Raw genomic sequence first — 23,779 nt, 5'->3', positions numbered from 1 at the left:
GGGAGACCTTCATGGCTTATCAGTTCGATTTTTTGCCGGTGGTGGAAAACACCGACCTGCTGCTGCGCGGCGCGCTGTTCACCCTTGAGCTGACCGCCATCGGCGCGCTGCTCGGGGTCGGCGTGGGCATTGTCGGGGCGCTGGTGCGGGCGTGGCAGATTCGCCCGTTCTCGGCGATCTTCGGCGTCTACGTCGAGTTGATCCGCAACACGCCGTTTCTGGTGCAACTGTTCTTCATCTTCTTCGGCCTGCCGTCGCTCGGCATGCAGATCTCCGAGTGGCAGGCGGCGGTGCTGGCGATGGTGATCAACCTTGGCGCCTATTCGACCGAAATCATCCGCGCCGGCATCCAGGCGATTCCGCGCGGGCAACTGGAAGCGGCTGCGGCACTGGCGATGACCCGCTTCGAAGCGTTCCGCCACGTCGTCCTGCTGCCGGCGCTGGGCAAGGTCTGGCCGGCGCTGAGCAGCCAGATCATCATTGTCATGCTCGGTTCGGCGGTGTGTTCGCAGATCGCCACGGAAGAATTGAGCTTCGCCGCCAACTTCATTCAGTCACGCAACTTCCGCGCCTTTGAAACCTACGCGCTGACCACCCTGATCTACCTGTGCATGGCGCTGCTGATCCGCCAATTGCTCAACTGGTTCGGCCGGCGGTTCATTGCGAGGAGCAGCCAATGAGCGATTTCACTTTCTGGGACATCCTGCGCAACCTGCTCACCGGCCTCCAATGGACGCTGGCGCTGTCGCTGGTGGCATTCATCGGCGGCGGCCTCGTCGGCCTGCTGATTCTGGTGATGCGCATCTCCAAGAACACACTGCCCAGCAGCATCGCCCGCACCTGGATCGAGCTGTTTCAGGGCACGCCGCTGCTGATGCAGCTGTTTCTGGTGTTCTTCGGTGTGGCGCTGGCCGGGATCGAGATCTCACCGTGGATGGCCGCAGCCATAGCGTTGACGCTGTTTACCAGCGCCTATCTGGCAGAGATCTGGCGCGGCTGCGTCGAGGCCATTCCCCACGGTCAGTGGGAAGCTTCGTCGAGCCTGGCGCTCAATCCGCTGGAGCAGCTGCGCTACGTGATTCTGCCGCAAGCGCTGCGCATCGCCGTGGCGCCGACCGTAGGCTTCTCGGTGCAAGTGGTCAAAGGCACAGCGGTGACCTCGATCATCGGCTTCACCGAACTGACCAAGACCGGCGGCATGCTCGCCAACGCCACGTTCGAACCGTTCATGGTCTACGGCCTCGTCGCCCTCGGCTACTTCCTGCTCTGCTACCCCTTGTCCCTCAGTGCGCGCTACCTGGAAAGGAGACTGCATGCCTCTGCTTAGAATTTCCGCCCTGCATAAATACTATGGCGATCACCACGTACTCAAAGGCATCGACCTCAGCGTCGAGGAAGGCCAGGTCGTGGCGATCATCGGCCGCAGCGGCTCGGGCAAATCGACTCTGTTGCGCACACTCAACGGTCTGGAGTCGATCAACGACGGCGTGATCGAAGTCGACGGCGAATACCTCGACGCCGCCCGCGCTGATCTGCGCAGCTTGCGACAGAAGGTCGGCATGGTCTTCCAGCAGTTCAACCTGTTCCCGCACCTGACCGTCGGGGAGAACGTCATGCTCGCGCCGCAAGTGGTGCAAAAAGTACCCAAGGCCAAGGCTGCCGAACTGGCGCGGGAAATGCTCGAGCGAGTCGGGCTCGGGGAGAAATTCGATGCCTTTCCGGATCGCCTGTCCGGCGGGCAGCAACAGCGGGTGGCGATTGCCCGGGCTTTGGCGATGTCGCCGAAAGTGCTGCTGTGCGATGAGATCACCTCGGCGCTCGACCCTGAGTTGGTCAATGAAGTGCTCAGCGTGGTTCGGCAACTGGCCAAGGAAGGCATGACGCTGATCATGGTCACGCATGAGATGCGCTTTGCCCGGGAAGTCGGCGATAAATTGGTCTTCATGCACCATGGCAAGGTGCACGAGGTGGGCGATCCGAAGGTATTGTTTGCCAATCCGCAGACGGCGGAGCTGGCGAACTTTATTGGCACGGTGGAGGCGACAGCCTGAAGCAGCCTCATCCTGATCATTCCCACGCTCCGCGTCGGAATGCCTCACCGGACGCTCTGCGTCCGCTTTTGGGACGCGGAGCGTCCCGGGCTGCATTCCCACGCAGAGCGCAGGAACGATCAGGTTTGAACCATGCGCGTTGGCGCCAGCGTTTGATCGTGGCACGATGTCGGGGTTATCGACCGAGACCCCCTGACCATGCCGCAATCCCAAGCCAAGAATCTGTCCCTGATCGCCGCAATCGACCTGGGCTCCAACAGCTTTCACATGGTCGTGGCCAAGGCCCAGAACGGCGAAATCCGCATTCTCGAACGCCTCGGCGAGAAGGTGCAACTGGCCGCCGGCATCGATGACGCGCGCCAGCTCAACGAAGAATCGATGCAGCGCGGCCTCGATTGCCTCAAGCGCTTTGCCCAACTGATCAACGGTATGCCGCTCGGCGCCGTGCGCATCGTCGGCACCAACGCCCTGCGTGAAGCGCGCAATCGTGGCGAATTCATCCGCCGCGCCGAAGAAATCCTCGGCCACACGGTAGAAGTCATCTCCGGCCGTGAAGAAGCGCGCCTGATCTATCTCGGCGTTTCGCACACGCTCGCCGATACCCCAGGCAAACGTTTGGTCGCCGACATCGGCGGCGGCAGTACTGAATTCATCATCGGCCAGCGCTTCGAGCCGTTGCTGCGCGAAAGCCTGCAAATGGGCTGCGTGAGTTTCACCCAGCGCTATTTCAAGGACGGCAAGATCACTCCGGCCCGCTACGCCCAGGCTTACACGGCGGCGCGCCTGGAAATCATGAGCATCGAGCACGCCCTGCATCGCCTGACCTGGGATGAAGCCATCGGCTCCTCCGGTACGATTCGCGCCATCGGCCTGGCCCTGAAGGCTGGCGGCCACGGCAGCGGCGAGGTCAACGCCGAAGGCTTGGCGTGGCTCAAGCGCAAACTGTTCAAGCTCGGCGACGCCGACAAGATCGATTTCGAAGGCATCAAGCCTGACCGCCGCGCGATCTTCCCGGCGGGCCTGGCGATTCTCGAAGCGATCTTCGACGCCCTCGAACTGCAACGCATGGATCATTGTGAAGGCGCGCTGCGTGAAGGCGTGCTCTACGACCTGCTCGGCCGCCATCATCACGAAGACGTGCGCGAACGCACCCTGACCTCGCTGATGGAGCGCTATCACGTCGATCTGGAACAGGCGGCGCGGGTCGAGCGCAAGGCCCTGCACGCGTTCGATCAGGTCGCCGTCGACTGGGAGCTGGATGACGGCATCTGGCGCGAACTGCTCGGCTGGGCCGCGAAAGTCCACGAAGTCGGCCTCGACATCGCTCACTATCACTACCACAAGCACGGGGCCTACCTGATCGAGCACTCCGATCTGGCCGGCTTCTCCCGCGAGGATCAGCAGATGCTCGCGCTATTGGTGCGCGGGCACCGGCGCAATATTCCCAAGGACAAGTTCGCCGAATTCGGCGATGACGGCATCAAGCTGATTCGCCTGTGCGTGCTGCTGCGGTTCGCCATTCTGTTCCATCACATTCGCGGAACCCAGGCGATGCCGCAGGTGGTGCTGCATGCCAATGGCGACCATCTCGATGTGGAATTCCCGGAGAACTGGCTGGATGAAAATCAGCTGACCCAGGCGGATTTCGGGCTTGAGGCGGACTGGTTGACGCGGGTGGGGATTGTTCTCACGGTGCATTGACACTGATTGTGGCGAGGGGATTTATCCCCGCTGGCCTGCGCAGCAGGCCCGATTTTGACTCAAGGGGTCGCTTCGCGCTCAACGGGGATAAATCCCCTCGCCACAGGTCGGAATCAGTGTAGGAACAAAAAAGGCGATCCCGAGGGATCGCCTTTTTATTGGGCTGAAGGTCAGCTGCTCACCGGCAAGATCGGGCTGCCCAACCGCTCCAGCAACGTCGCCTGCGCACTGCGCGGGTTCTGGTTGCCGGTTGGCGTGTTGCGAATGTAGCGGCCGTCCGACTGCAGGCTCCAGCTGTGGGTGTTGTCGGTCAGGTACAGCTCCAGCTCCTTCTTGACGCGGGTCAGCAGCTTCTTGCCTTCCACCGGGAAGCAGGTCTCGACGCGCTTGTCGAGGTTGCGCTCCATCCAGTCGGCGCTGGAAAGGAACATCTGCTCGTCGCCGCCGTTGAGGAAGTAGAACACCCGCGTGTGCTCGAGGAAGCGGCCGATGATCGAGCGCACATGAATGTTGTGCGAGACCCCGGCGATGCCCGGACGCAGGCAGCACATGCCGCGCACCACCAGATCGATGCGCACGCCGGACTGGCTGGCCTTGTACAGCGCGCGGATGATCTTCGGATCGGTCAGCGAGTTGAACTTGGCGATGATGTGCGCTGGTTTGCCTTCGAGGGCGAACTGGGTTTCGCGGGCAATCATGTCGAGCATGCCCTTCTTCAGGGTGAACGGCGCATGCAGCAGCTTTTTCATGCGCAGCGTCTTGCCCATGCCGATCAACTGGCTGAACAGTTTGCCGACGTCTTCGCACAAAGCGTCGTCGGAGGTCAGCAGGCTATAGTCGGTGTAGAGCTTGGCATTACCGGCGTGGTAGTTGCCGGTACCGAGATGCGCATAACGGACGATCTCGCCAGCCTCACGGCGCAGGATCAGCATCATCTTGGCGTGGGTCTTGAAGCCGACCACGCCGTAGATCACCACCGCACCGGCCGCTTGCAGACGGCTGGCCAGTTGCAGGTTGGATTCCTCGTCAAAGCGCGCACGCAGCTCGATCACCGCGGTGACTTCCTTGCCGTTACGCGCGGCGTCGACCAGCGCATCGACGATCTCGGAGTTGGCGCCGGAGCGGTAAAGCGTTTGCCGTACGGCCAACACATGCGGGTCTTTCGCGGCCTGACGCAGCAGGTCGACCACCGGGGTGAACGACTCGAACGGGTGCAGCAGGAGGATGTCCTGCTTGCTGACCACACTGAAGATGTTTTCGCTGTTTTGCAGCAGTTTCGGGATCTGCGGGGTGAACGGCGTGTATTGCAGCTCCGGATGGCTGTCCAGACCGGTGATGCTGAACAGGCGCGTCAGGTTGACCGGGCCGTTGACCTGATACAGCTCGGTCTCGCTCAGGTTGAACTGCTTGAGCAGATAGTCCGAGAGGTGTTTCGGGCAAGTGTCGGCGACTTCCAGACGCACCGCGTCACCGTAGCGCCGCGAGAACAACTCGCCACGCAGAGCGCGGGCCAGGTCTTCGACGTCTTCGGAATCGAGCGCCAGGTCGGCATTTCGGGTCAGACGGAACTGGTAGCAGCCTTTTACCTTCATGCCCTGGAACAGGTCATCGGCGTGGGCGTGGATCATCGACGACAGGAACACATAGTTGTCGCCGGCGCCGCCGACTTCTTCCGGCACCTTGATGATCCGAGGCAGCAGACGCGGTGCCGGAATGATCGCCAGACCGGAGTCGCGCCCGAAGGCGTCGATGCCTTCGAGCTCGACGATGAAGTTCAGACTCTTGTTCACCAGCAGCGGGAACGGGTGCGTCGGGTCGAGGCCGATCGGGGTGATGATCGGCGCGATCTCGTCGCGGAAATAGCGCCGGACCCAGGTCTTGAGCTTGGTCGTCCAGTTGCGCCGACGGATGAAGCGCACCTGATGCTTTTCCAGCTCCGGCAGGAGGATGTCGTTGAGGATCGCGTACTGGCGGTCAACGTGACCGTGAACCAGTTCGCTGATCCGCGCCAGCGCCTGATGCGGCTGCAAGCCGTCAGCGCCGGCCTGTTCGCGGGCAAAAGTGATCTGCTTTTTCAGCCCGGCGACGCGGATCTCGAAGAATTCGTCGAGGTTGCTGGAGAAGATCAGCAGGAACTTCAGACGCTCCAGCAACGGGTAGGACTCGTCCAGCGCCTGTTCCAGCACGCGGATGTTGAACTGCAATTGCGAAAGCTCGCGGTGGATGTACAGGCTGCTGTCATCCAGGCCGGGAATGGCGATCGCCGGTACCGCCACAGCGGTTTCGGCAACCGGCGCGGGTGGCGCAGGCTCCAGTTCCGGCGGGGTTTCGGTGATTTGCTCGACCACCGGCTGAGCTTCTTTTACGGCAACTTCAGTGAGTCCTTCGGTATTCATGGAATGTTCCTGGGAGGGCTATTTCTGCTCTCGTAACAATTGAGCGGCACGAACGGCAAAGTAAGTCAGGATGCCATCTGCACCGGCACGTTTAAAGGCGGTCAGTGACTCGAGGATCACCGCTTCGCTCAACCAGCCATTCTGGATAGCGGCCATGTGCATGGCGTATTCGCCACTGACCTGATAGACGAAGGTCGGCACCTTGAAGGCATCTTTGACGCGAAAAAGAATGTCCAGGTAGGGCATGCCCGGCTTGACCATGACCATGTCCGCACCTTCGGACAAGTCGGCACCGACTTCGTGCAGCGCTTCGTCACTGTTGGCCGGGTCCATCTGATAAGAAGCCTTGTTGGCCTTGCCGAGGTTCGACGCCGAACCCACGGCATCGCGGAAAGGCCCGTAGTAGGCGCTGGCATACTTGGCCGAGTAGGCCATGATGCGCACGTTGACGTGGCCGGCAATTTCCAGCGCCTCACGAATCGCCTGGATGCGGCCGTCCATCATGTCCGACGGCGCCACCACCTGCGCGCCGGCGTCGGCGTGGGACAGCGCCTGACGCACCAGCGCATCGACAGTGATGTCGTTCTGCACGTAGCCGTCTTCGTCGAGAATGCCGTCCTGACCGTGGGTGGTGAACGGGTCCAGCGCGACGTCAGTGATCACGCCCAGCTCCGGGAAACGCTCGCGCAGGGCGCGAGTGGCGCGCTGGGCGATGCCTTCAGGGTTCCAGGCTTCGACGGCATCGAGGGATTTCAGCTCAGGCGGGGTGACCGGGAACAGCGCCAGCGCCGGAATGCCCAGCTCGACCCATTTCGCCGCTTCTTCAAGCAGCAGATCAATGGTCAGTCGCTCGACGCCCGGCATCGAGGCCACGGCTTCGCGGCGGTTTTCACCGTCGAGCACGAACACCGGCAGGATCAGGTCATCGACCGTCAATACGTTTTCACGCACCAGGCGCCGCGAAAAATCATCACGACGATTGCGGCGCAGACGAGTGGCAGGGAACAGACGATTGGCGGGGGTAAAGCTCACGGCAGACTCCTGAGCCCGGGCAAACGGGCGAGCGTGACAGTTATAGACGGCCATTATGACTAACAGATGACAGTTATGTGTGCTCTGTGACAGGTAGCCGCAATCCATTGTCGATGTAGGAAATGTTCACGTCGAGACACATTTGGACACTTTCATGAATGTGCCCGAAGGGTTAGGCTGCGCGTTCATTTCGCCAGCACCCAGACAATGCTCCAACAATTTCTGCACGACTTTGGCTACTTTGCCTTGTTTCTCGGCACGTTCTTCGAAGGCGAAACCATTCTGGTGCTCGCAGGCTTCCTTGCGTTCCGTGGATACATGGACATCAACCTGGTGGTAGTCGTGGCGTTCTTCGGCAGTTATGCCGGTGATCAGCTGTGGTACTTCCTGGGGCGCAAGCACGGGCGCAAATTGCTCGCGCGCAAGCCGCGCTGGCAGATGATGGGCGACCGTGCGCTGGAGCACATCCGCAAACATCCGGACATCTGGGTCCTGAGCTTCCGCTTCGTTTATGGCCTGCGCACGGTGATGCCGGTGGCGATCGGCCTGTCCGGTTATCCACCGGGACGTTACTTGCTGCTCAACGGCATCGGCGCGGCGATCTGGGCCACCGCCCTGGCTGCGGCGGCTTACCACTTCGGCGCAGTGCTGGAAGGCATGCTCGGCAGCATCAAGAAGTACGAGCTGTGGGTGCTCGGCGCCTTGCTGATCCTCGGCTTGGGCCTGTGGCTGCGGCGCCGCTTCAAGAATGCGCAACTGGCGAAGAAAATCTATCAGGACGAGCTGCTCGCCAAGGCCGCCGAGGCAGAGCAGTTGCGATTGGCCGAAACGCCCCCTCCTGCCGGGCCGAAAACGCCAGCCGAATAAGCCATTCGCTGGCGACTGCCATGCGCAGCCCAGGCAAATAATGAACACCCCGCCGCCGTTGCGATCCATTGAGAGAGCGCTCTGCCCCCGCGCGCGTCAGCCATGCCCCTATGGCCACGCGCGACGATTTGAGGGACATTGAGCGCCATGAATCTGGAGAGAAGCCCATGAGCAAAAAAGTTGCAGTGATCCTGTCCGGCAGTGGCGTGTACGACGGCGCCGAAATCCAGGAAAGTGTCATCACCCTGCTGCGCCTCGACCAGCGCGGCGCACAGGTGCAGTGCTTCGCGCCGAACATCGCGCAATTGCATGTGATCAACCACCTGACCGGCGAAGAAATGCCGGAATCGCGCAACGTGCTGGTGGAATCGGCGCGCATTGCCCGGGGCAACGTCAAGGATATCCGCGACGCCGACGTCGAAGACTTCGATGCGCTGATCGTGCCCGGCGGTTTCGGCGCGGCGAAGAACCTGTCGAACTTCGCCATCGAAGGCGCCGGCTGCACCGTGCAACCCGAAGTGCTGGCCCTGGCCGAAGCATTTGCCGAAGCGGGCAAACCGGTCGGGCTGATCTGCATCTCCCCGGCGCTGGCGGCGAAAATCTATGGCCCGGGCGTGACCTGCACCATCGGCAACGACGCCGACACCGCTGCGGCGATGAACAAGATGGGCGCCACCCACGAAGAGTGCGCCGTCACCGAAATCGTCGAAGACAAGGCGCGCAAACTGGTCACCACCCCGGCGTACATGCTGGCGCAGACCATCAGTGAAGCGGCTTCGGGGATCAACAAACTGGTCGACCGCGTGCTCGAACTGACTCACGAAAACGACGCTTGAAATCAAAAGATCGCAGCCTTCGGCAGCTCCTACAGGTTCCGTGTCGCGCCGTGATATTGCGGCATACACCGCCCCGGTAGGAGCTGCCGCAGGCTGCGATCTTTTCAGGGCTTGCGGGTGAGCCGGGTCAGAATCCGGTCCAGCGCATTGGCAAACGCCTGCTTCTCACGCTCGCCAAAGGGTGCCGGGCCGCCGCTCATCTGGCCCTGCTCCCTGAGATCGGTGAACAGATTCCGCACCGCCAGACGCTCACCCATGTTCTGCGCATCGAACTCCTTGCCGCGCGGATCCAGCGCCGCCACGCCCTTCTTCACCAGCCGATCGGCCAGCGGAATATCGCTGCAGATCACCAACTCGCCCGGCACCGCATGCTCGACCAGATAATCATCCGCCGCATCCGGCCCGCTCGGCACCACAATCAATTTGACGATGGCCAGCCCCGGCTTGACCTGCGGCTGCCCGGCCACCAGCACCACTTCGAACTGGCGCTTTAACGCGAACTTCACCACCAGATCCTTCGCCGCCCGCGGACAGGCGTCGGCATCGATCCATACACGCATGTTCTTGCCTCCAAAAAATTCGCGAGCAGGCTCGCTCCCACAGGATACATACCGAACCTGTGGGAGCGAGCCTGCTCGCGAATATGAGCGCAGCGAATGCCTTTATGCAGCCGAAACCCGACGTTTCTCCGCCACCCAACTGCGCCCATACAGCACAGCAATCGCCACAATCGCCACCACCTGCGCGGTCAGCGAATAGGCATCGGCATGGATTCCCAGCCAGTCGAATTCAAAGAACGCCACCGGCCGTGTGCCGAAGATCCCGGCTTCCTGCAAGGCCTTGACGCCATGCCCGGCAAACACCACCGACAACGCGCACAACAGCGCGGCGTTGATGCTGAAGAACAGCGTCAGCGGCAGTTTCGCCGAGCCGCGCAGAATCACCCACGCCAGACCGACCAGCAGCACCAGCGCCGTCGCACCGCCAGCCAGCACGGCGTTGTGCCCGGCAGGCCCGGCCTGCAGCCACAGGGTTTCGTAGAACAGGATCACTTCAAACAACTCGCGATAGACCGAGAAGAACGCCAGGATCGCAAAACCGAAACGACCACCGCCGCCGACCAGGCTGCTCTTGATGTAATCCTGCCAGGCCGCCGCGTGACGGCGGTCATGCATCCACACGCCGAGCCACAACACCATGACGCTGGCAAACAGCGCGGTGGCGCCTTCCAGCAACTCACGCTGCGAACCGCTGACGTCGATCACATACGCCGCCAGCGCCCAGGTGCCCAAGCCCGCCAGCAAGGCCAGGCCCCAGCCAACGTTGACACTGCGAACGGCCGATTGCTGACCGGTGTTGCGCAAGAAGGCGAGGATCGCCGCCAGCACCAGAATCGCTTCCAGGCCTTCGCGCAGCAGAATCAGCAGGCCGGAGATGTAGCTCAGCGACCAGCTCAGGCCGTCACTGCCCAGCAGGCCGGCGGATTCCTTGAGCTTGGCCTTGGCCGCATCCAGACGCTGCTCGGCCTGTTCGACCGGCAGACCGTCCTGCAGCGACTGCCGGTAAGCCATCAGCGATTTTTCGGTGTCCTTGCGCACGTTGGCATCGACGTTGTCCAGCGAGCTTTCGACCAGTTCGAAGCCTTCCAGATACGCCGCTACCGACAGGTCATAGGCCTGATCATGTTCCCCGGCGCGGTAGGCCGCGAGGCTCTTGTCCAGCGTGGCGGCGGTGTAATCAAGCAACTGTGCCGGCCCGCGTTTGACCTGCGGTGGTTGCGCGCGCTGAGCCCGGAACGTTGCCGCGACCTCTGCGCCCTCGGCAGCCTGCACCTCGGCCGGGGTCTGCCGGGCCAGGTCGGCGATGTTGTAGACCTTGTCGGACTTGGCGGCCGCCGCATCGGCACTGAAGCCAGCGATGTAGGTGGCCAGATCCCAGCGCTGGCGATCATCGAGCTGATCGGCAAACGCCGGCATGTCGGTGCCTTCGACACCTTGGCCAAGGGTGCTGTAGATCGCGTACAGGCTCAGGTGATCCATGCGCGCAGCGTCGCGCAGGTTGGCTGGCGCGGGAGTCAGACCTAGGCCGGCCGGGCCGTCGCCAGCGCCAGTGTCGCCGTGGCACACCGAGCAGTTCTGCGCATACAACGGCGCGCCGCGTGTCGGGTCCGGGGTGATGATCGGTGCCTGACTGACTTCATAAGCCACCGCCAGTTTCGCCCCCAGCTGTCGGGCCTGACGGGCGACATCAGCGCCGTCCTGCTTCGCAGTGATGGCGGCGTGCAAAGATTCGACGCCCTGTTCCAGCGCGGCTTTTTCCGGTTTGGCCGGTAATGCAGTGATCAAGCCTTGCAGAACCCGGGTGAATTCCAGCTGCTCGCGGTATTCGCCATCGTCGATGACTTTGCCTGCCGCGACCGTTGGCGGGTAATCGGCACTGATGTAATCGAGCAGGTGCAACGCTTGCGGCGCGCCTTCCACGGTATCGGCCAGCAGCGGCAGGCTGCTCAGGGACAATAACGGGAACAGCAGCCAGGCCAGCAATCGGGACGAGGCAGTCATGAACGAATCTCAAATGGAAATGCGAAGTTACATATTGTTCACTTCGAAGACATTTCTCTCAAGCTTTGTCGGCGTTTCGCTTTGATTGGCAGGAAATACCCGGCAGACGGCATCAGCGTTTGTCGCCGAGTATTGCCGCACTGCCCGCTGCCGATTGAGCCTCGACAGGTTCGATCAAGATCGCAGCCATTTGCCATCATCCACTTTATACTGCCCGCCCCAGAGCATTTGCGCGCAAGGAATCAACCTCAATGCGGAGTCTTCCGTTCGTTTTGCTGCTTTGCGTTGCTGTTCAGTTGAGCGGTTGTGCCGCCTATCGCAACTACGATCTTGAAATGCAGCAGACCACCGAGCAAATGACCCGGGGCAATCTGACCGGGGCTCTGGCACTGGTGGAAATGAACAACCCGTGGGAAGACAAGGATCTGCTGTATTACCTGGAAAAAGGCGCGATCCTCAGCGCTGGCAGTGCCCTGCCCGACAGCCAGGACGCCTGGCGCAATGCCGACCGGATGATCTTCCAGCGCGAGGAAGCCAACCCGTCCGGCGCGATGAAATTACTGGCGCGTTTCGGTGATGAAATGGGCACGATGCTGGTCAACGACAAGCTGCGGCGCTATGAAGGCTACGATTACGAAAAGGTCATGTTGACTACGCAAATGGCCTTGAACCAGCTATCCGTCAATGACTTTGCCGGCGCCCGCGCAGACATCAGGAAAACCCACGAACGCGAAGCATTGATCGCCCGCCAGCGTGAAAAGCAATACGAAGCGGCCGAGGAACAGGCAAAAGCTCAGGGCAAGATTCCCCATTACAAAGAACTGGAAGGCTACCCGGTCGCCTTGCTTGATGCGCCGCAGGTCGTTGAGCTGAAAAACGGCTATCAGAGTGCGTTCAGCCACTATCTGGCCGGATTCACCTATGAAGCCCTCGGCGAACGCGCCCTCGCGGCGGCCGGTTATCGTCAGGCGATCGAACTGCGGCCGGACATGCCCTTGCTGCAAAAGGCCCTGCGCAATCTCGACAAACCGCCAGCGAACGCCGATGAAAGCGATGTGTTGCTGATTATCCAGAGTGGCCTGGCCCCGGCTCGCAGCTCAGTGCAAGTGCCGATCCCGGTTCGTCTGAACGAAACGCTGGTCATCATTGCGCCCATTTCATTCCCGGTGATGGTGCCGGACGCGGTCATGCCCAACTTCAGCCATATCACCGTAGACGGTCGCAAACAGCCGTTGGTAGTGATCAACAGCGTGACTGACATGTCCATGCGCACACTGCGCGACGACATGCCGCAAATCATCTCGCGGGCGATGTTCCGCGCCAACATGGCCGCCATCGGTCAAGCGCAGGAAAACGAGCGCAACCCGGCTAAAGCCTCGTTGGTCGTCACTCAGCATGATCCGTTCGAAGAAGCCGACACCCGCACATGGCGAGCGTTGCCGGACAAGACGCTGGTCGCCCGCCTGCGCTTGAAGAAAGGCCTGCATACCTTCCGTTTTGCGCCTGCGTCCATCGACCACCCTTTTGAAATGCGCGTCGACCAGGACCGCCAGATTCTGCACCTGCGGGTATTCCGGGATCAGGTCTATACCGTCGGATCAGCCTTTGTACCGAATCAAAAACCCGGGTCGGATAAACCCGCTTCTGCGGAGAAGTGATGGCACCGCATCTGAAAATGCACCCAAAAAGCTATTACATAGCCATCACCCCACGTTTATAATGCCGCGCCCTCGCCCAACGAGCCGGCATCAAAAGCTCCTCACGCATGAGGAATTGGCAGGAGGCCAGCGCCGCCGTCGATAGGTCACACCAGCCCGACCAGCACACGCGGCTGCAAGTTTTGTTACTCAGGGAAGAAGTACCCATGGCATTCCGCGCTCCCATGCTGCTCGCGCTCAGCGCTGTCACGCTGTTGTCCGGCTGCGCAGCGTTTCGCAACTACGATTCCGAACTGGCCCAGACCAATCAGCAACTGGCATCCGGCAACGTCGACGCCGCGCTGACCCTGCTGGAAAAGAACAACACCGGCACCGACAAAGACCTGCTCTATTACTTCGAGAAAGGTGAACTGCTGCGCGCCAAGGGCGACCTGTCGGGCAGCCAGAACGCCTGGGGCAGTGCCGATCAGGTGGTCGGTCAGTGGGAAGACGCGGTCAAGCTCGACTCGGCCAAGTACCTGGCACAGTTCGGCAGCTTCATCGTCAACGACAAGGTGCGTCGCTACGAAGGCTATGACTACGAAAAAGTCATGCTGACCACGCAGATGGCCCTGAACCTGTTGGCGGTCAACGATTTCGATGGCGCCCGCACGGCGATCAAAAAGACCCACGAACGCGAAGCAGTGATCGCCGATCTGCGCGACAAGGAATACCTCAAGAGCGAAGAAGAGGCCGAGAAAGAAGGCATCAAGACCCAGTACAAGGATCTGCAGGGTTATCCGGTGGCCAGCCTCGACGCGCCGGAAGTGGTCGGCCTGAAGAACAGCTACCAGAGTGCGTTCAGCCATTACCTGGCCGGTTTCGTTTACGAAGCCCTGGGCGAGAAGGATCTGGCCGCGCCGGGTTATCGCAAGGCTGCCGAACTGCGTCCGAACACGCCGCTGCTCGAGCAGGCGCTGGTCAATCTCGACAAGCCTTCCAAATCCGATGACAGCGACATTCTCATCGTCGTGCAGAGCGGTCTGGCCCCGGCCCGCGACTCGATTCGCGTGCCGCTGCCGCTGCCGATTTCCAACAACGTGGTGATCACTCCGCTGTCGTTCCCGATCATCAAACCGGACACCTCCACCGCGCCGTTTGCGCAGATCGGTGTCGACGGCAAGCAAGTCGACCTGACCGCGCTGAACAGCACCACCGCCATGTCCCGCCGCGCTCTGCGCGATGACATGCCGGGGATCATCGTGCGCACCACCGTGCGCGCAATCACCAAAGGCGTGGCGCAAAAGCAGATCAACGAAACCAACCCGCTGGCCGGTCTCGCCGTGGGGATTTCTTCAGCGGTGCTCGAAGGTGCCGATACCCGTACATGGCGCACCCTGCCGGACAACACCCAAGTGGTGCGTCTGCGCCTGAAAAAAGGTGAGCATCAGGTTACCCTGCCGAGCGCCGTCGGCGGCTCGGTGGTCAAGGTCACTGTCGACCAGCGCTACCAAGTGATCAGCCTGCGTGCCGTGGGCAACCAGGTATTCGCTGGCGGCATCGCTGCTCACGTAATGCCGAGCGCTGCCGCGACCAACGTCGCCAGCCTCAAACAACCTTAAGAACGGAGTCTTTGCAATGCGCTTGAAGATCATCGCCGTCGCCGCCCTCGCCTTGCTGGCAGGCTGCGCCACCCCGCCACCGCCGGAGCCGGGCAGCGCCGCGAGCAAAGTCGTGGCCATGGGCCCGCAGAAACACATCGTCGTCGGCGCCATGCGCGTGGCTCGTGAAAACGGCTTCATGACCGTCAACGTGCAGTTGAGCAATACCCTCAACAGCAACAAGATTTTCTACTACCGCTTCGCCTGGCTTGGTGCCGAAGGTTTCCCGGTTGCCGAAGAAGAAGTGTGGAAAAGCCAGATGATGTACGGCGCCCAGACCAGCTTCATTCAGGCCATCGCGCCGACCCCGAAAGCCGTGGATTTCCGTCTGGAAATCAAGACGCCTTAAGCCCGCCACCCTATTTCTGATTGAGAGAGCTTTCTCATGTTTGCACGCTTTTCCTGCATCGCCGTCATCGCCCTGCTCGCCTCCGGTTGCGCCAACACCTCGCCGACCCTGGGCAGCAAGAACATCAGCTACGGCGACACCAAAGCGGTTGAAACCGTGACCAACGAATTCGGTTCGACCGACTTGCAAATGATCGCCGAGTCGATGACCCGCTCGCTGGCCCAGTCCGGCATCCTGCAGGGTCGTCCGGTAGTTCAGGTCTACGATGTGAAGAACAAGACCAGCGAGTACATCGACACCCGCGAAATCACCACCAGCATCAAGACTCAGTTGATGAAGACCGGTGTTGCGCGCTTCGCCAGCGACAACAATGCGATGCAGAGCCAGGTTGACCAGCTCAAGCTGCAAAACCAGAGCGGCCTGTACAAGAAAAGCACCGTGGCCAAGACCGGCAACATGGTTGCCGCCAAGTACCGCATCGAAGGCTCGATCAGCTCGATCGTCAAGCGCAGCAGCGACTACAAGGACGTCTTCTACAAATTCAGCCTGCAGTTGATCGACGTCGAAAGCGGTCTGGCCGAGTGGATGGACGAAAAAGAGATCCGCAAAACCACGGAGCGTTGATCGATGCGCACATGGATTGGCATGATGGCCCTGGCTTGCGCGTTCAGCGCGCAGGCGGCCCCGAAAGTGGCGGTGACGGATCTGGCGTATCAGGAGCGCGTGGAGCAATACATCCACATCGTTTCGGCGCAGAGCAATCACCGCGAGAGTTACTACAGCGCCAGCGGTTCTTCGAGCTACAACGAGATCGAAGCGACCACCAGCTACATCGAACAGGGCGAGTTGCGCAAATTCACCGGCGACATCAAGGGTGAAATCCTGCGTACCGGCATGTTCCAGCTGGTGCAGGGCACGCCGTATACCGCCTCATCCAAAGGCGATGTGTATGACGTGATCAAGCGCATCAAGGCCGGCAACTTCAAGGGTGCCGACTATGTGCTGTTCGGCACTGTGTCCGACATCGACTTCACCCAGGACATCAACGAGCTGGCGCACACCGACAGCTACTCGGCGGTGCTGGGCCTGACGCTGGTGGCGGATTTCAGCCTGATCAACACCAAGACCTACGAGATCACCTCGGCCTTCACGGCGATGGGCGAAGCGCAGGACACCAAACTGGTGAACCATCGCGACATCAAGATCTCGCTGAACCGTCCGCGGGTGGTGCGTGAGGTGTCGAAGGCGTTGGGCGAGGACGTGGCCGGGCAACTGAGCATGCAGCTCGGTGGCGGTGACGGTTATGAGCAGCCGCGTGAAGCGCCGCAGCGCAACAATCTGCCGCGTGATACGGCGCCGGTGATTTTACGCTGAGCCGGATCTGAGGACTTTTGTGGCGAAGGGCTCTGTGGCGAGGGATTTATCCCCGTTGGGTCGCGAAGCGGCCCTCGCTATTGATTCAAGAAAAGCTCGCTTGCCCCGATGTCTCGGTAGAAATGAAAAAGGCGACCTCTTGAGGTCGCCTTTTTTCTGCCCGAGCGTTTTACGCCGCCGCTTTGCGCAACGTCGCCATAAACGCCGCTGCGCCGATGAACAGCCCGGCAAAGGTGCGGTTCATGCGTTTCTGCTGCTTGGGCGTGCGCAACAGGCGCAGCACCTTCGACGCCAGCCCGGTGTAACCGGCCATGACAATCAGGTCGACGAACACCATGGTCACGCCGATCACCAGATACTGAATCAGCAGCGGCGCATGGGGATTGATGAACTGCGGCAACACCGCGAGCATGAACACCAACGCCTTGGGGTTGCTGATGTTCACCAGAAAGCCGCGAAACACCAGGGCCAGTGGCTTGCCGATCGGCCGCACTGCGGCGTCATCGCTCATGTCCATGGGCAGCGCGCGCCATTGCTTGATCGCCAGATAAACCAGATAGGCGACACCGAACCATTTGATCGCATGGAACGCTGTGGCCGAAGCGGTGAGCACAGCGCCAACACCCGCGCCGACAATCGCGATCTGCACCGCCAGACCGATCTGCAGGCCCAGTGCGTTCCAGTAGCCGCGCCAGAATCCGTACTGCAAACCGCTGGACATCGACGCGATGGCGCCCGCGCCCGGGGACAGGCTGATCACCCAGCAGGCGGCAAAAAATGCCAGCCATGTTTGAAGCTCCATCGCACACCTCGGCTGATGCTTGTGACAAGTCGTCAAAACTAATGCTGTTTGGGGCTAAAAGCAAAAGATCGCAGCCTTCGGCAGCTCCTACAGGGATCGTATTCCAAATGTAGGAGCTGCCGAAGACTGCGATCTTGCTGAAAAAGCTACTTCTCGAACCCGCTGGAAGGAAACACATCCGTCCCGCGCCAACGCCGCACCGATCGCTGGAAGAACAGACTGTTCGGCACCTGCACCATGGCGCTGCCGGTGCCGAGTTCTTCGGCCTCGACCAGCGTGGTGTAGAGCAGATTGATTGCGATCACCCGGCCTTTGACGCCAGGCTTGTCGGTGGTGTCGACCAGTTCGACCACGTCGCCGAGGCGGAACGGCCCGACGGTGAAGATGAGAATGGCGCAGAGCAGGTTCGACAGCACGCTCCACATGGCGAAGAACGCCACCGCCGCCACTGCGACAAATCCCGACAGCGCAGTCCACAGCACCGTGGCCGAAACGCCGAGGCGCTCGAGCACGAAGAGCAGCGCGCTGCCCATGATCAGCCAGCGCAACACGCCACGCAGCGGCATCAGCAACTGCGGCGGAAACGGATAGCGCTCACCGAGGCGAGTGAGGCCTTTGGCGACGAAACGCTGGGTCAGGTAACCGGCCAGCAGAATCAGCAGAATCTGCGCGGTGAACCAGAGCGGTTCGACCCACACCGCCGCAAAGGGCAGCTTGAAGGCTTCCATCAGGACAACGCCTCCAGCTCCGCCTGCATGCTTTCCAGGGTTTCCAGCGCTTCCATCCAGGCTTCTTCCAGCTCGGCTTCACGCACCTTCAATTTCGCCTGTTCGGCGAGCAGATCACGCAATTCATTCTTGCGTGCCGGCTCGTAGATATCGCTGTCACCGAGGCTGGCATCGACCTTGGCCAGTTTCTCGTGAAGCTTGCCCAGCTCGGCTTCAAGCTTGTCAGCCTCGCGCTTGTGCGGCGCCAGTTGCTGACGCAACGCTGCCGCCGCTTGGCGTTGCGCTTTCTTGTCGGTCTTGTCCGGGTTGACCGGCGTATTGCTGACCGGCGCATTGCGCTGACGGTATTCCACCAGCCAACGTGCGTAGTCTTCGAGATCGCCGTCGAACTCTTCGACCTTGCCGTCGGCGACCAGATAGAAGTTGTCGGTGGTGCTCTTGAGCAAGTGCCGATCGTGAGAAACCACCAGCACCGCACCGCTGAATTCCTGCAGGGCCATGGTCAGCGCCAGACGCATTTCCAGGTCGAGGTGGTTGGTCGGTTCGTCGAGCAGCAACAGGTTCGGCCGCTCCCAGGCGATCAGCGCGAGGGCCAGACGGGCCTTCTCGCCACCGGAGAAATTCAGCACCGGCTCATCGATGCGTGCGCCCCGGAAGTCGAAGCCGCCGAGGAAGTCGCGCAGGGTCTGCTCGCGCTCACCCGGCGCCAGACGCTGCAAATGCAGCAATGGGCTGGCCTTGGAATCCAGCGAGTCGAGCTGATGCTGGGCAAAGTAGCCGACCACGGTGTTTTCGCCACGGGTCAGGCGCCCGGCCAGCGGTTCGAGCTCGCCGGCGAGGTTCTTGATCAGCGTCGATTTACCCGCACCGTTCGGCCCAAGCAGACCGATCCGCGCACCCGGGGTCAGTTGCAGCTTGACCTTCTCGAGGATGGTCTTGTCGCCATAACCCAGGCGCGCATCGGACAAGTCGATCAGTGGGCTGGAGATCTTGGTCGACTCGCGGAAAACAAAGTCGAACGGCGAATCGACGTGGGCCGCCGACAATTCTTCCATGCGCTCCAGCGCCTTGATCCGGCTCTGCGCCTGACGGGCCTTGGTCGCTTGCGCCTTGAAGCGGGCGATGTAGCTTTCCATGTGCGCACGCTGCGCCTGCTGCTTCTCGTAGGCCTGTTGCTGCTGGGCCAGACGCTCGGCGCGGGCGCGTTCGAACGCGGTGTAGCCGCCCCGGTAGAGGGTCAGTTTGCGCTGATCGACATGGGCGACGTGGTCGACCACTTCGTCGAGGAAATCCCGGTCGTGGGAAATCAGCAGCAAGGTACCCGGATAACTCTTCAGCCACTCTTCGAGCCAGATGATCGCGTCGAGATCCAAGTGGTTGGTCGGTTCATCGAGCAGCAGCAGATCCGACGGGCACATCAGTGCCTGCGCCAGATTCAGACGCATCCGCCAGCCACCGGAGAAATCGCCTACCTGACGATCCATCTGCTCATTGGTGAAACCAAGACCGGCGAGCAGCTTGCGCGCCCGCGCATCGGCGGTGTAGCCGTCGGCGCTGTCGAGTTCGGCGTGCAGGCGCGCCAGTGCGGTGCCGTCATGGGCCTCCTCGGCGGCGGCAAGCTCGCGTTGCACCTCGCGCAGACGCAGGTCGCCATCGAGCACATAATCGACCGCCAGGCGCTCGAGGGTGTCGACCTCCTGACGCATGTGCGCGATGCGCCAGTCGGCCGGCAGCAGGCAGTCGCCCGAATCCGGGTGCAACTCGCCGCGCAGCAACGCGAACAGGCTGGATTTGCCGGCACCGTTGGCGCCGATAAGGCCGGCTTTGTGGCCGGCGTGCAGGGTCAGCTCGGCGTCTTCTAGCAGACGTTGCGGGCCACGCTGTAAAGTCAGGTTCTGAAGTCGGATCATAATGGCGGCGGAGTCTACCAGCTTCGCTCACAACTGGCGCGAGTAGCACGATGTCCTCTGACCTGTGGAGCTTTGCCCTTGATGTCTACGCCCGGCCGGGCGTGGAAGATGCCTGCCTGCGATTGCAAACGGCGGGCGCCAATGTCTGCCTGCTGCTCTGCGGTTTATGGCTGGAGCAGCGCGCGGTGGCGTGCGATGAACCGCGCGTACGTCTGCTCAAGGCCTTGACCGCGCCGTGGGATATCGAAGTGGTGCAGCCGCTGCGAACCCTGCGCATGCAATGGAAAGCGCGGGCCGTCGACGATGCGGTGGTGGCCGGCATGCGCGAGCAGATCAAATCACTGGAGCTTGAAGCTGAGCGCACCTTGCTGTCACGGCTCGAAGGTGTGGCGCAGGAGTGGACGCGCAACGATGCAGGTTCGGTGACCTGGCTTGAAGACCTGGCCGGCAATGCCGCCAGCCTGAACCGCGACGCGCTGCAAGTGCTGCGCGTCGCGGCAACCGGCACTTAGGAAGCGCTGGTCGGGGTGCTGCTGACGTTCGACGAAGCGGCTGGTGCTGGCGCAGTCGAAGGGGTCGAGTGATTGGCGGACGACGGTGCCGAGGCAGCCGGGGTCGCCACAGGTGCAGGCTTGGCTGCTGGAGCGGCAGCCGGTTTGGTCGCGGCTGGCTTGGCAGCTGCAGGCTTTTTCACCGCTGGTTTTGCGGCTGGCTTGGCGGCCGGTTTCGCAGCGGTTTTTGCCGCAGGTTTTGCTGCCGATGTTGCGGCTGGTTTGGCAGCCGGTTTTACCGCCACATTCGCAGCAGGTTTGGCGGCGGCCGGCTTGGCCGCAGTCTTGGCAGCAGGCTTCGCAGCGGCAGTCTTGGCAGCAGGTTTTGCTGCTGGTTTCGCTGCTGCTTTGGCAGCAGGTTTGGCGGCTGCGGTTTTCGCCGGTGCAGCTTTGCTCGCGGCCGGTTTTGCAGCGGCTTTGGCAGGGGTGGCTTTCACTGCTGGCTTGGCTGCAGCAGGTTTGGCTGCGGTGGTTTTAGCCGCCGGTTTTGCCGCGCTCGCCGCCGGCTTCTTCGCTGCAGTTTTCGCCGCTGGTTTGGCAGCCGCTTTCACTGGCGCCTTGGCCGCTGGTTTGGCGGCGGTTTTCGCAACAGCAGGTTTCGCCGCAGCGGTCTTCGCCGGGGCTTTGCTTGCAGCAGGCTTGGCAACAACTTTCTTCGCTGGTGCTGCTGCGGGTTTGGCCGAGCGCGACGACAGAACTTTGCCCACTGCTTCCTGAACGCGGCCAACACCCTGGGCCAGTTTCAGGCTTTCCTGGGCATCGCGCTTGAGTTGCAAAATGTAGCTGCGGGTTTCGGACTGACGATCTTTCAAAGCGTCGAGCAGGTCTTCGAGTTCTTTCACGGCAGCCTTGGCTTTGTTCTGTGCCTTGGCTTTGCCGGCGGTGGCGGCGTCCTGCAATTTGGTGCGCGATTTATGCAGTTTTTCCTGCGCCTTGCCGCGTTGCTTTTCCAGCTTGGCGAGCAGTTTTTCAGCATCAGCCAAGGCTTGCGAGCAAGCGTTTTCCAAATGCTCGAGCAGGCTGCCCGACAACTGTTGGAGTAAGTGCAACGGAGTATTTACAGGCTTCTTGGTGGCCGACATGGTTTACCTCCTGGCTGACGTGAGTGCGGCTCATACTAGACCTCTGCTGATACCGCCGCTAGGGCATGTTGACAGTATCTGCACCGTTGCGTTGCACCGAAGCCGAAATGTTGTGCACGCGGGAAAAAGCAGTTCACCGATGCAGACGTTTGCACTGGCATAATCCCCCGCATCCCAGGTCGGAGAGTGCCCATGTCGCGCTACTTTATTTTGTCCCTCTGCGTGTTTTTTTCGACGGCGCATGCCGATGAAAAAAACACAGCGAACGATGCTCATGATCTGGCTTACAGCCTCGGTGCCAGCCTCGGCGAACGGCTGCGCCAAGAGGTGCCGCAGTTGCAGATCCAGGCGCTGATCGAAGGTCTGCAACAGGCGTATCAGGGCAAGCCGCTGGCGCTGAGTGAAGCGCGTATCGAACAGATTCTGGCCGACCACGAATCGCGCAATGCCGAGCAGGCATCACGGCAATCGAGCGATGCGGCGATGGAAAACGAGCAACGCTTTCTCAGTGCGGAAAAAGCCAAACCGGGGGTGAAGGAACTGGCCGACGGCATCCTTCTGACTGAACTGGTTCCGGGCACTGGCGCCAAGGCCGGCCCGGACGGCAAAGTGCAGGTGCTGTATGTCGGCAAGCTGCCGGATGGCACCGTGTTCGATCAGAACACCCAGCCGCAATGGTTCAACCTCGACAGCGTGATCGCCGGTTGGCGCACCGCCTTGCAGAACATGCCGGTGGGGGCGAAATGGCGGCTGGTGATTCCATCGGATCAAGCCTATGGCGCCGACGGTGCCGGCGACCTGATCGCGCCGTTCACGCCTCTGGTTTTCGAAGTGGAATTGCGTGGCGCGACGAGCTGATCAGGCATAAAAAAACGGTGCGCTTTCGGGCGCACCGTTTTTTCATGAAGGACGTGGATCAGGCCTGAACCGGATCTTCTGCCTTGTGTGCCGTGTGCAGCACTTCGATCAGGCAGTCTTCAAGTTCGAAGCGCTCATGCAGCAAGCCGCCCAATTCCTTGAATTTCTCCGCAACGCATTTGCCTTCATCGCACAGGTCGTTGAACGCGAGCAGCTTCTCGGTAATGACGTCGATGCGCGGGTAGATGGTCTCGGCGAGTTCCAGACCGCGCTTGTCGTTGAACGCCTTGGCTTCGCCAGTCAGCTGTTCATAGATTTCGAAGTGCCCCGCCGATACGTAATCGACCAGCACGCCGCAGAATTCCTGCAAAGGCTTGCGGCTCTCGGACAGCGACTCAGGCTGCGCACCGAGCTTGTCGTAGGCGCCGATCAGCTCTTCACGCTCCTGCAACCAGCGGTCGATCAGCAGATGAACCCCACCCCAACGTTCCTGAGCATTCTGACAACTTTCGAGCATGGCGATCTCTCTTCCCTTGTGGGTCATGCTGCTCTACACCCGCGCCCCTGTTCTGATTTGACTGGAGGACGATCGGGCAGAGCGTCATCGAGCAACATAAATCCAATGACACGTGCCGGCCAGATTATGCCCGCACGCCTATGGCTTCAAGGTACGCAGGAGATAAAGTTCATACAAGTGTTTAATCCCTGACCAGCTGGTGGTGCGACGCTTCGTCGCTGACCGGTCGTTGCAGAGCGCTCCAGATCAGACGCAACAACTGATAAACCGCAAGGATGGACACGCCGACAAAAAACAGCAGGCTCCATTCCGGGATGCTCAAATCGAACAGTGTCCAGGAGATGTCCGCACAATCGGCGCCGCCGTTGAACATCCGTTGCAAGGCGCAGATCCACGGCAGGTCGCTGAACAGCGACTCCACGGTTGGCGAGCATTTGACCAGTTGCAGCATCGAGTCACTCTGGATCAACACCTGCCGCCACGCAGCGGTGGTTCCCCCCAGACTGGCGCCGAGTGCAAACAGCCAGTACCACCATAAGCCAACGCGCCGGGGGCCATGCACCGCCGCCACGCCGCAGCCGATGCACAGCAATGTGAGGAACAATCGCTGCACCAGGCACAGACTGCAAGGCGTCAGTCCGACCGCATATTCGAGGTAATAGGAAGCTCCCAGAGCAAAGGCCCCCGCAATGAAAGCCATGAAGAACAAGGAGCGTGAGCAGGCCAACGACATGGCTTTTCCGTAACAGTAGAGACAGACGGTTACGGTAGAGGAAAGCGTGTCAGCCTTTCAAGGCAAGGGCCTGCCGACAGTTCACCGCAGGTGTAGGGAAAACCCGACAGGCTCGATAGGAAACGGTGAAGAG

General features: G+C 61.1%; 23 protein-coding genes. 13 read left to right on the top strand and 10 right to left on the bottom strand.

The features are described from left to right. Positions 1–11: 11 nt before the first annotated feature. From JWU58_RS01840 to ppx, 4 genes are all read left to right on the top strand, one after another. Complete coding sequence (locus JWU58_RS01840) at positions 12–680, top strand: amino acid ABC transporter permease (RefSeq protein WP_016772622.1); 669 nt, start codon at positions 12–14, stop codon at positions 678–680. Then, positions 677–1,327: an amino acid ABC transporter permease gene (locus tag JWU58_RS01835; RefSeq protein ID WP_016772621.1), complete on the top strand. Its 651-nt coding sequence runs from the start codon at positions 677–679 to the stop codon at positions 1,325–1,327. The genes JWU58_RS01840 and JWU58_RS01835 overlap by 4 nt, the downstream gene beginning before the upstream one ends. Continuing rightward, positions 1,314–2,051, top strand: a complete 738-nt coding sequence (locus JWU58_RS01830) for an amino acid ABC transporter ATP-binding protein (RefSeq protein ID WP_007911148.1) — start codon at positions 1,314–1,316, stop codon at positions 2,049–2,051. The genes JWU58_RS01835 and JWU58_RS01830 overlap by 14 nt, the downstream gene beginning before the upstream one ends. Before the next feature lie 198 nt (positions 2,052–2,249). After that, entirely contained in the window at positions 2,250–3,752 is a 1,503-nt protein-coding gene (gene ppx / locus JWU58_RS01825) for an exopolyphosphatase (RefSeq protein ID WP_101161519.1), read from the top strand. A 170-nt stretch (positions 3,753–3,922) separates the two neighbouring features. Here the strand turns inward: ppx and ppk1 are convergent, their stop codons facing one another. Further along, positions 3,923–6,148, bottom strand: coding sequence for a polyphosphate kinase 1 (ppk1, locus tag JWU58_RS01820; RefSeq protein WP_016772619.1), 2,226 nt, complete (start codon positions 6,146–6,148; stop codon positions 3,923–3,925). Between the two features lie 18 nt (positions 6,149–6,166). After that, positions 6,167–7,180 carry a porphobilinogen synthase gene (gene hemB / locus JWU58_RS01815; protein ID WP_206421403.1) on the bottom strand — a complete coding sequence of 338 codons (1,014 nt, stop codon included), beginning with the start codon at positions 7,178–7,180 and terminating at the stop codon, positions 6,167–6,169. 207 nt (positions 7,181–7,387) lie between these two features. Between hemB and JWU58_RS01810 the strand changes: the two genes are divergently transcribed. Both JWU58_RS01810 and elbB read left to right on the top strand, forming a co-directional pair. Next, entirely contained in the window at positions 7,388–8,047 is a 660-nt protein-coding gene (locus tag JWU58_RS01810; protein WP_206421402.1) for a DedA family protein, read from the top strand. Positions 8,048–8,214: 167 nt separating this feature from the next. After that, positions 8,215–8,883: an isoprenoid biosynthesis glyoxalase ElbB gene (gene elbB, locus JWU58_RS01805; protein ID WP_016772616.1), complete on the top strand. Its 669-nt coding sequence runs from the start codon at positions 8,215–8,217 to the stop codon at positions 8,881–8,883. Between the two features lie 104 nt (positions 8,884–8,987). Here elbB and JWU58_RS01800 read toward each other — a convergent pair whose 3' ends face one another. After that, positions 8,988–9,443 carry a YaiI/YqxD family protein gene (locus JWU58_RS01800; RefSeq protein ID WP_186569443.1) on the bottom strand — a complete coding sequence of 152 codons (456 nt, stop codon included), beginning with the start codon at positions 9,441–9,443 and terminating at the stop codon, positions 8,988–8,990. Between the two features lie 102 nt (positions 9,444–9,545). Then, positions 9,546–11,444, bottom strand: a complete 1,899-nt coding sequence (locus tag JWU58_RS01795; RefSeq protein ID WP_206421401.1) for an FTR1 family protein — start codon at positions 11,442–11,444, stop codon at positions 9,546–9,548. A 251-nt stretch (positions 11,445–11,695) separates the two neighbouring features. Between JWU58_RS01795 and JWU58_RS01790 the strand changes: the two genes are divergently transcribed. The 5 genes from JWU58_RS01790 to JWU58_RS01770 all read left to right on the top strand — a co-directional run bounded on the left by JWU58_RS01790 (position 11,696) and on the right by JWU58_RS01770 (position 16,465). Next, positions 11,696–13,102 (top strand): COG3014 family protein, encoded by a 1,407-nt coding sequence (locus JWU58_RS01790; protein WP_206421400.1) that lies wholly within the window; start codon positions 11,696–11,698, stop codon positions 13,100–13,102. Positions 13,103–13,308: 206 nt separating this feature from the next. Further along, positions 13,309–14,703 carry a COG3014 family protein gene (locus tag JWU58_RS01785; RefSeq protein WP_016772612.1) on the top strand — a complete coding sequence of 465 codons (1,395 nt, stop codon included), beginning with the start codon at positions 13,309–13,311 and terminating at the stop codon, positions 14,701–14,703. A gap of 16 nt (positions 14,704–14,719) precedes the next feature. Then, complete coding sequence (locus JWU58_RS01780; RefSeq protein ID WP_016772611.1) at positions 14,720–15,091, top strand: YcfL family putative periplasmic lipoprotein; 372 nt, start codon at positions 14,720–14,722, stop codon at positions 15,089–15,091. A 36-nt stretch (positions 15,092–15,127) separates the two neighbouring features. Further along, positions 15,128–15,715, top strand: coding sequence for a penicillin-binding protein activator LpoB (gene lpoB / locus JWU58_RS01775; RefSeq protein WP_016772610.1), 588 nt, complete (start codon positions 15,128–15,130; stop codon positions 15,713–15,715). Between the two features lie 3 nt (positions 15,716–15,718). Continuing rightward, positions 15,719–16,465, top strand: a complete 747-nt coding sequence (locus JWU58_RS01770) for a hypothetical protein (RefSeq protein WP_016772609.1) — start codon at positions 15,719–15,721, stop codon at positions 16,463–16,465. Between the two features lie 169 nt (positions 16,466–16,634). Here the strand turns inward: JWU58_RS01770 and rhtB are convergent, their stop codons facing one another. From rhtB to JWU58_RS01755, 3 genes are all read right to left on the bottom strand, one after another. Beyond that, entirely contained in the window at positions 16,635–17,267 is a 633-nt protein-coding gene (rhtB, locus tag JWU58_RS01765) for a homoserine/homoserine lactone efflux protein (protein WP_016772608.1), read from the bottom strand. Positions 17,268–17,413: 146 nt separating this feature from the next. Beyond that, positions 17,414–17,995: a mechanosensitive ion channel family protein gene (locus JWU58_RS01760; protein WP_024014760.1), complete on the bottom strand. Its 582-nt coding sequence runs from the start codon at positions 17,993–17,995 to the stop codon at positions 17,414–17,416. Then, positions 17,995–19,905, bottom strand: a complete 1,911-nt coding sequence (locus tag JWU58_RS01755) for an ATP-binding cassette domain-containing protein (protein WP_016772606.1) — start codon at positions 19,903–19,905, stop codon at positions 17,995–17,997. The genes JWU58_RS01760 and JWU58_RS01755 overlap by 1 nt, the downstream gene beginning before the upstream one ends. Positions 19,906–19,955: 50 nt before the next feature. Between JWU58_RS01755 and JWU58_RS01750 the strand changes: the two genes are divergently transcribed. Beyond that, positions 19,956–20,417, top strand: a complete 462-nt coding sequence (locus JWU58_RS01750; protein ID WP_160768034.1) for a TIGR02444 family protein — start codon at positions 19,956–19,958, stop codon at positions 20,415–20,417. Here the strand turns inward: JWU58_RS01750 and JWU58_RS01745 are convergent. Further along, a complete protein-coding gene (locus JWU58_RS01745; RefSeq protein ID WP_206421399.1) occupies positions 20,414–21,538 on the bottom strand; it encodes an AlgP family protein in 1,125 nt (374 codons plus the stop codon). The two genes, JWU58_RS01750 and JWU58_RS01745, sit on opposite strands and share 4 nt — an antisense overlap. A gap of 192 nt (positions 21,539–21,730) precedes the next feature. On the opposite strand from JWU58_RS01745, the gene JWU58_RS01740 reads away from it, so the two are divergent. Next, positions 21,731–22,396 (top strand): FKBP-type peptidyl-prolyl cis-trans isomerase, encoded by a 666-nt coding sequence (locus JWU58_RS01740; protein WP_160768032.1) that lies wholly within the window; start codon positions 21,731–21,733, stop codon positions 22,394–22,396. Positions 22,397–22,454: 58 nt separating this feature from the next. On the opposite strand, the gene JWU58_RS01735 is transcribed toward JWU58_RS01740, so the two are convergent. Together JWU58_RS01735 and JWU58_RS01730 are read right to left on the bottom strand one after the other, a co-directional pair. Then, the gene (locus JWU58_RS01735; RefSeq protein ID WP_016772602.1) at positions 22,455–22,913 is read right to left on the bottom strand and encodes an Rsd/AlgQ family anti-sigma factor; all 459 of its coding nucleotides are present in this window, start codon (positions 22,911–22,913) and stop codon (positions 22,455–22,457) included. Between the two features lie 181 nt (positions 22,914–23,094). Further along, positions 23,095–23,646: a disulfide bond formation protein B gene (locus JWU58_RS01730; RefSeq protein WP_130900315.1), complete on the bottom strand. Its 552-nt coding sequence runs from the start codon at positions 23,644–23,646 to the stop codon at positions 23,095–23,097. Positions 23,647–23,779: the final 133 nt, after the last annotated feature.

Origin of the sequence: Pseudomonas atacamensis (assembly GCF_017167965.1) — a bacterium.
GTDB classification, from domain to species: Bacteria; Pseudomonadota; Gammaproteobacteria; order Pseudomonadales; family Pseudomonadaceae; genus Aquipseudomonas; species Aquipseudomonas atacamensis.
The sequence above is the reverse complement of the archived record's forward strand: the minus strand, read 5'-3'. Positions and strand labels throughout refer to the sequence as shown.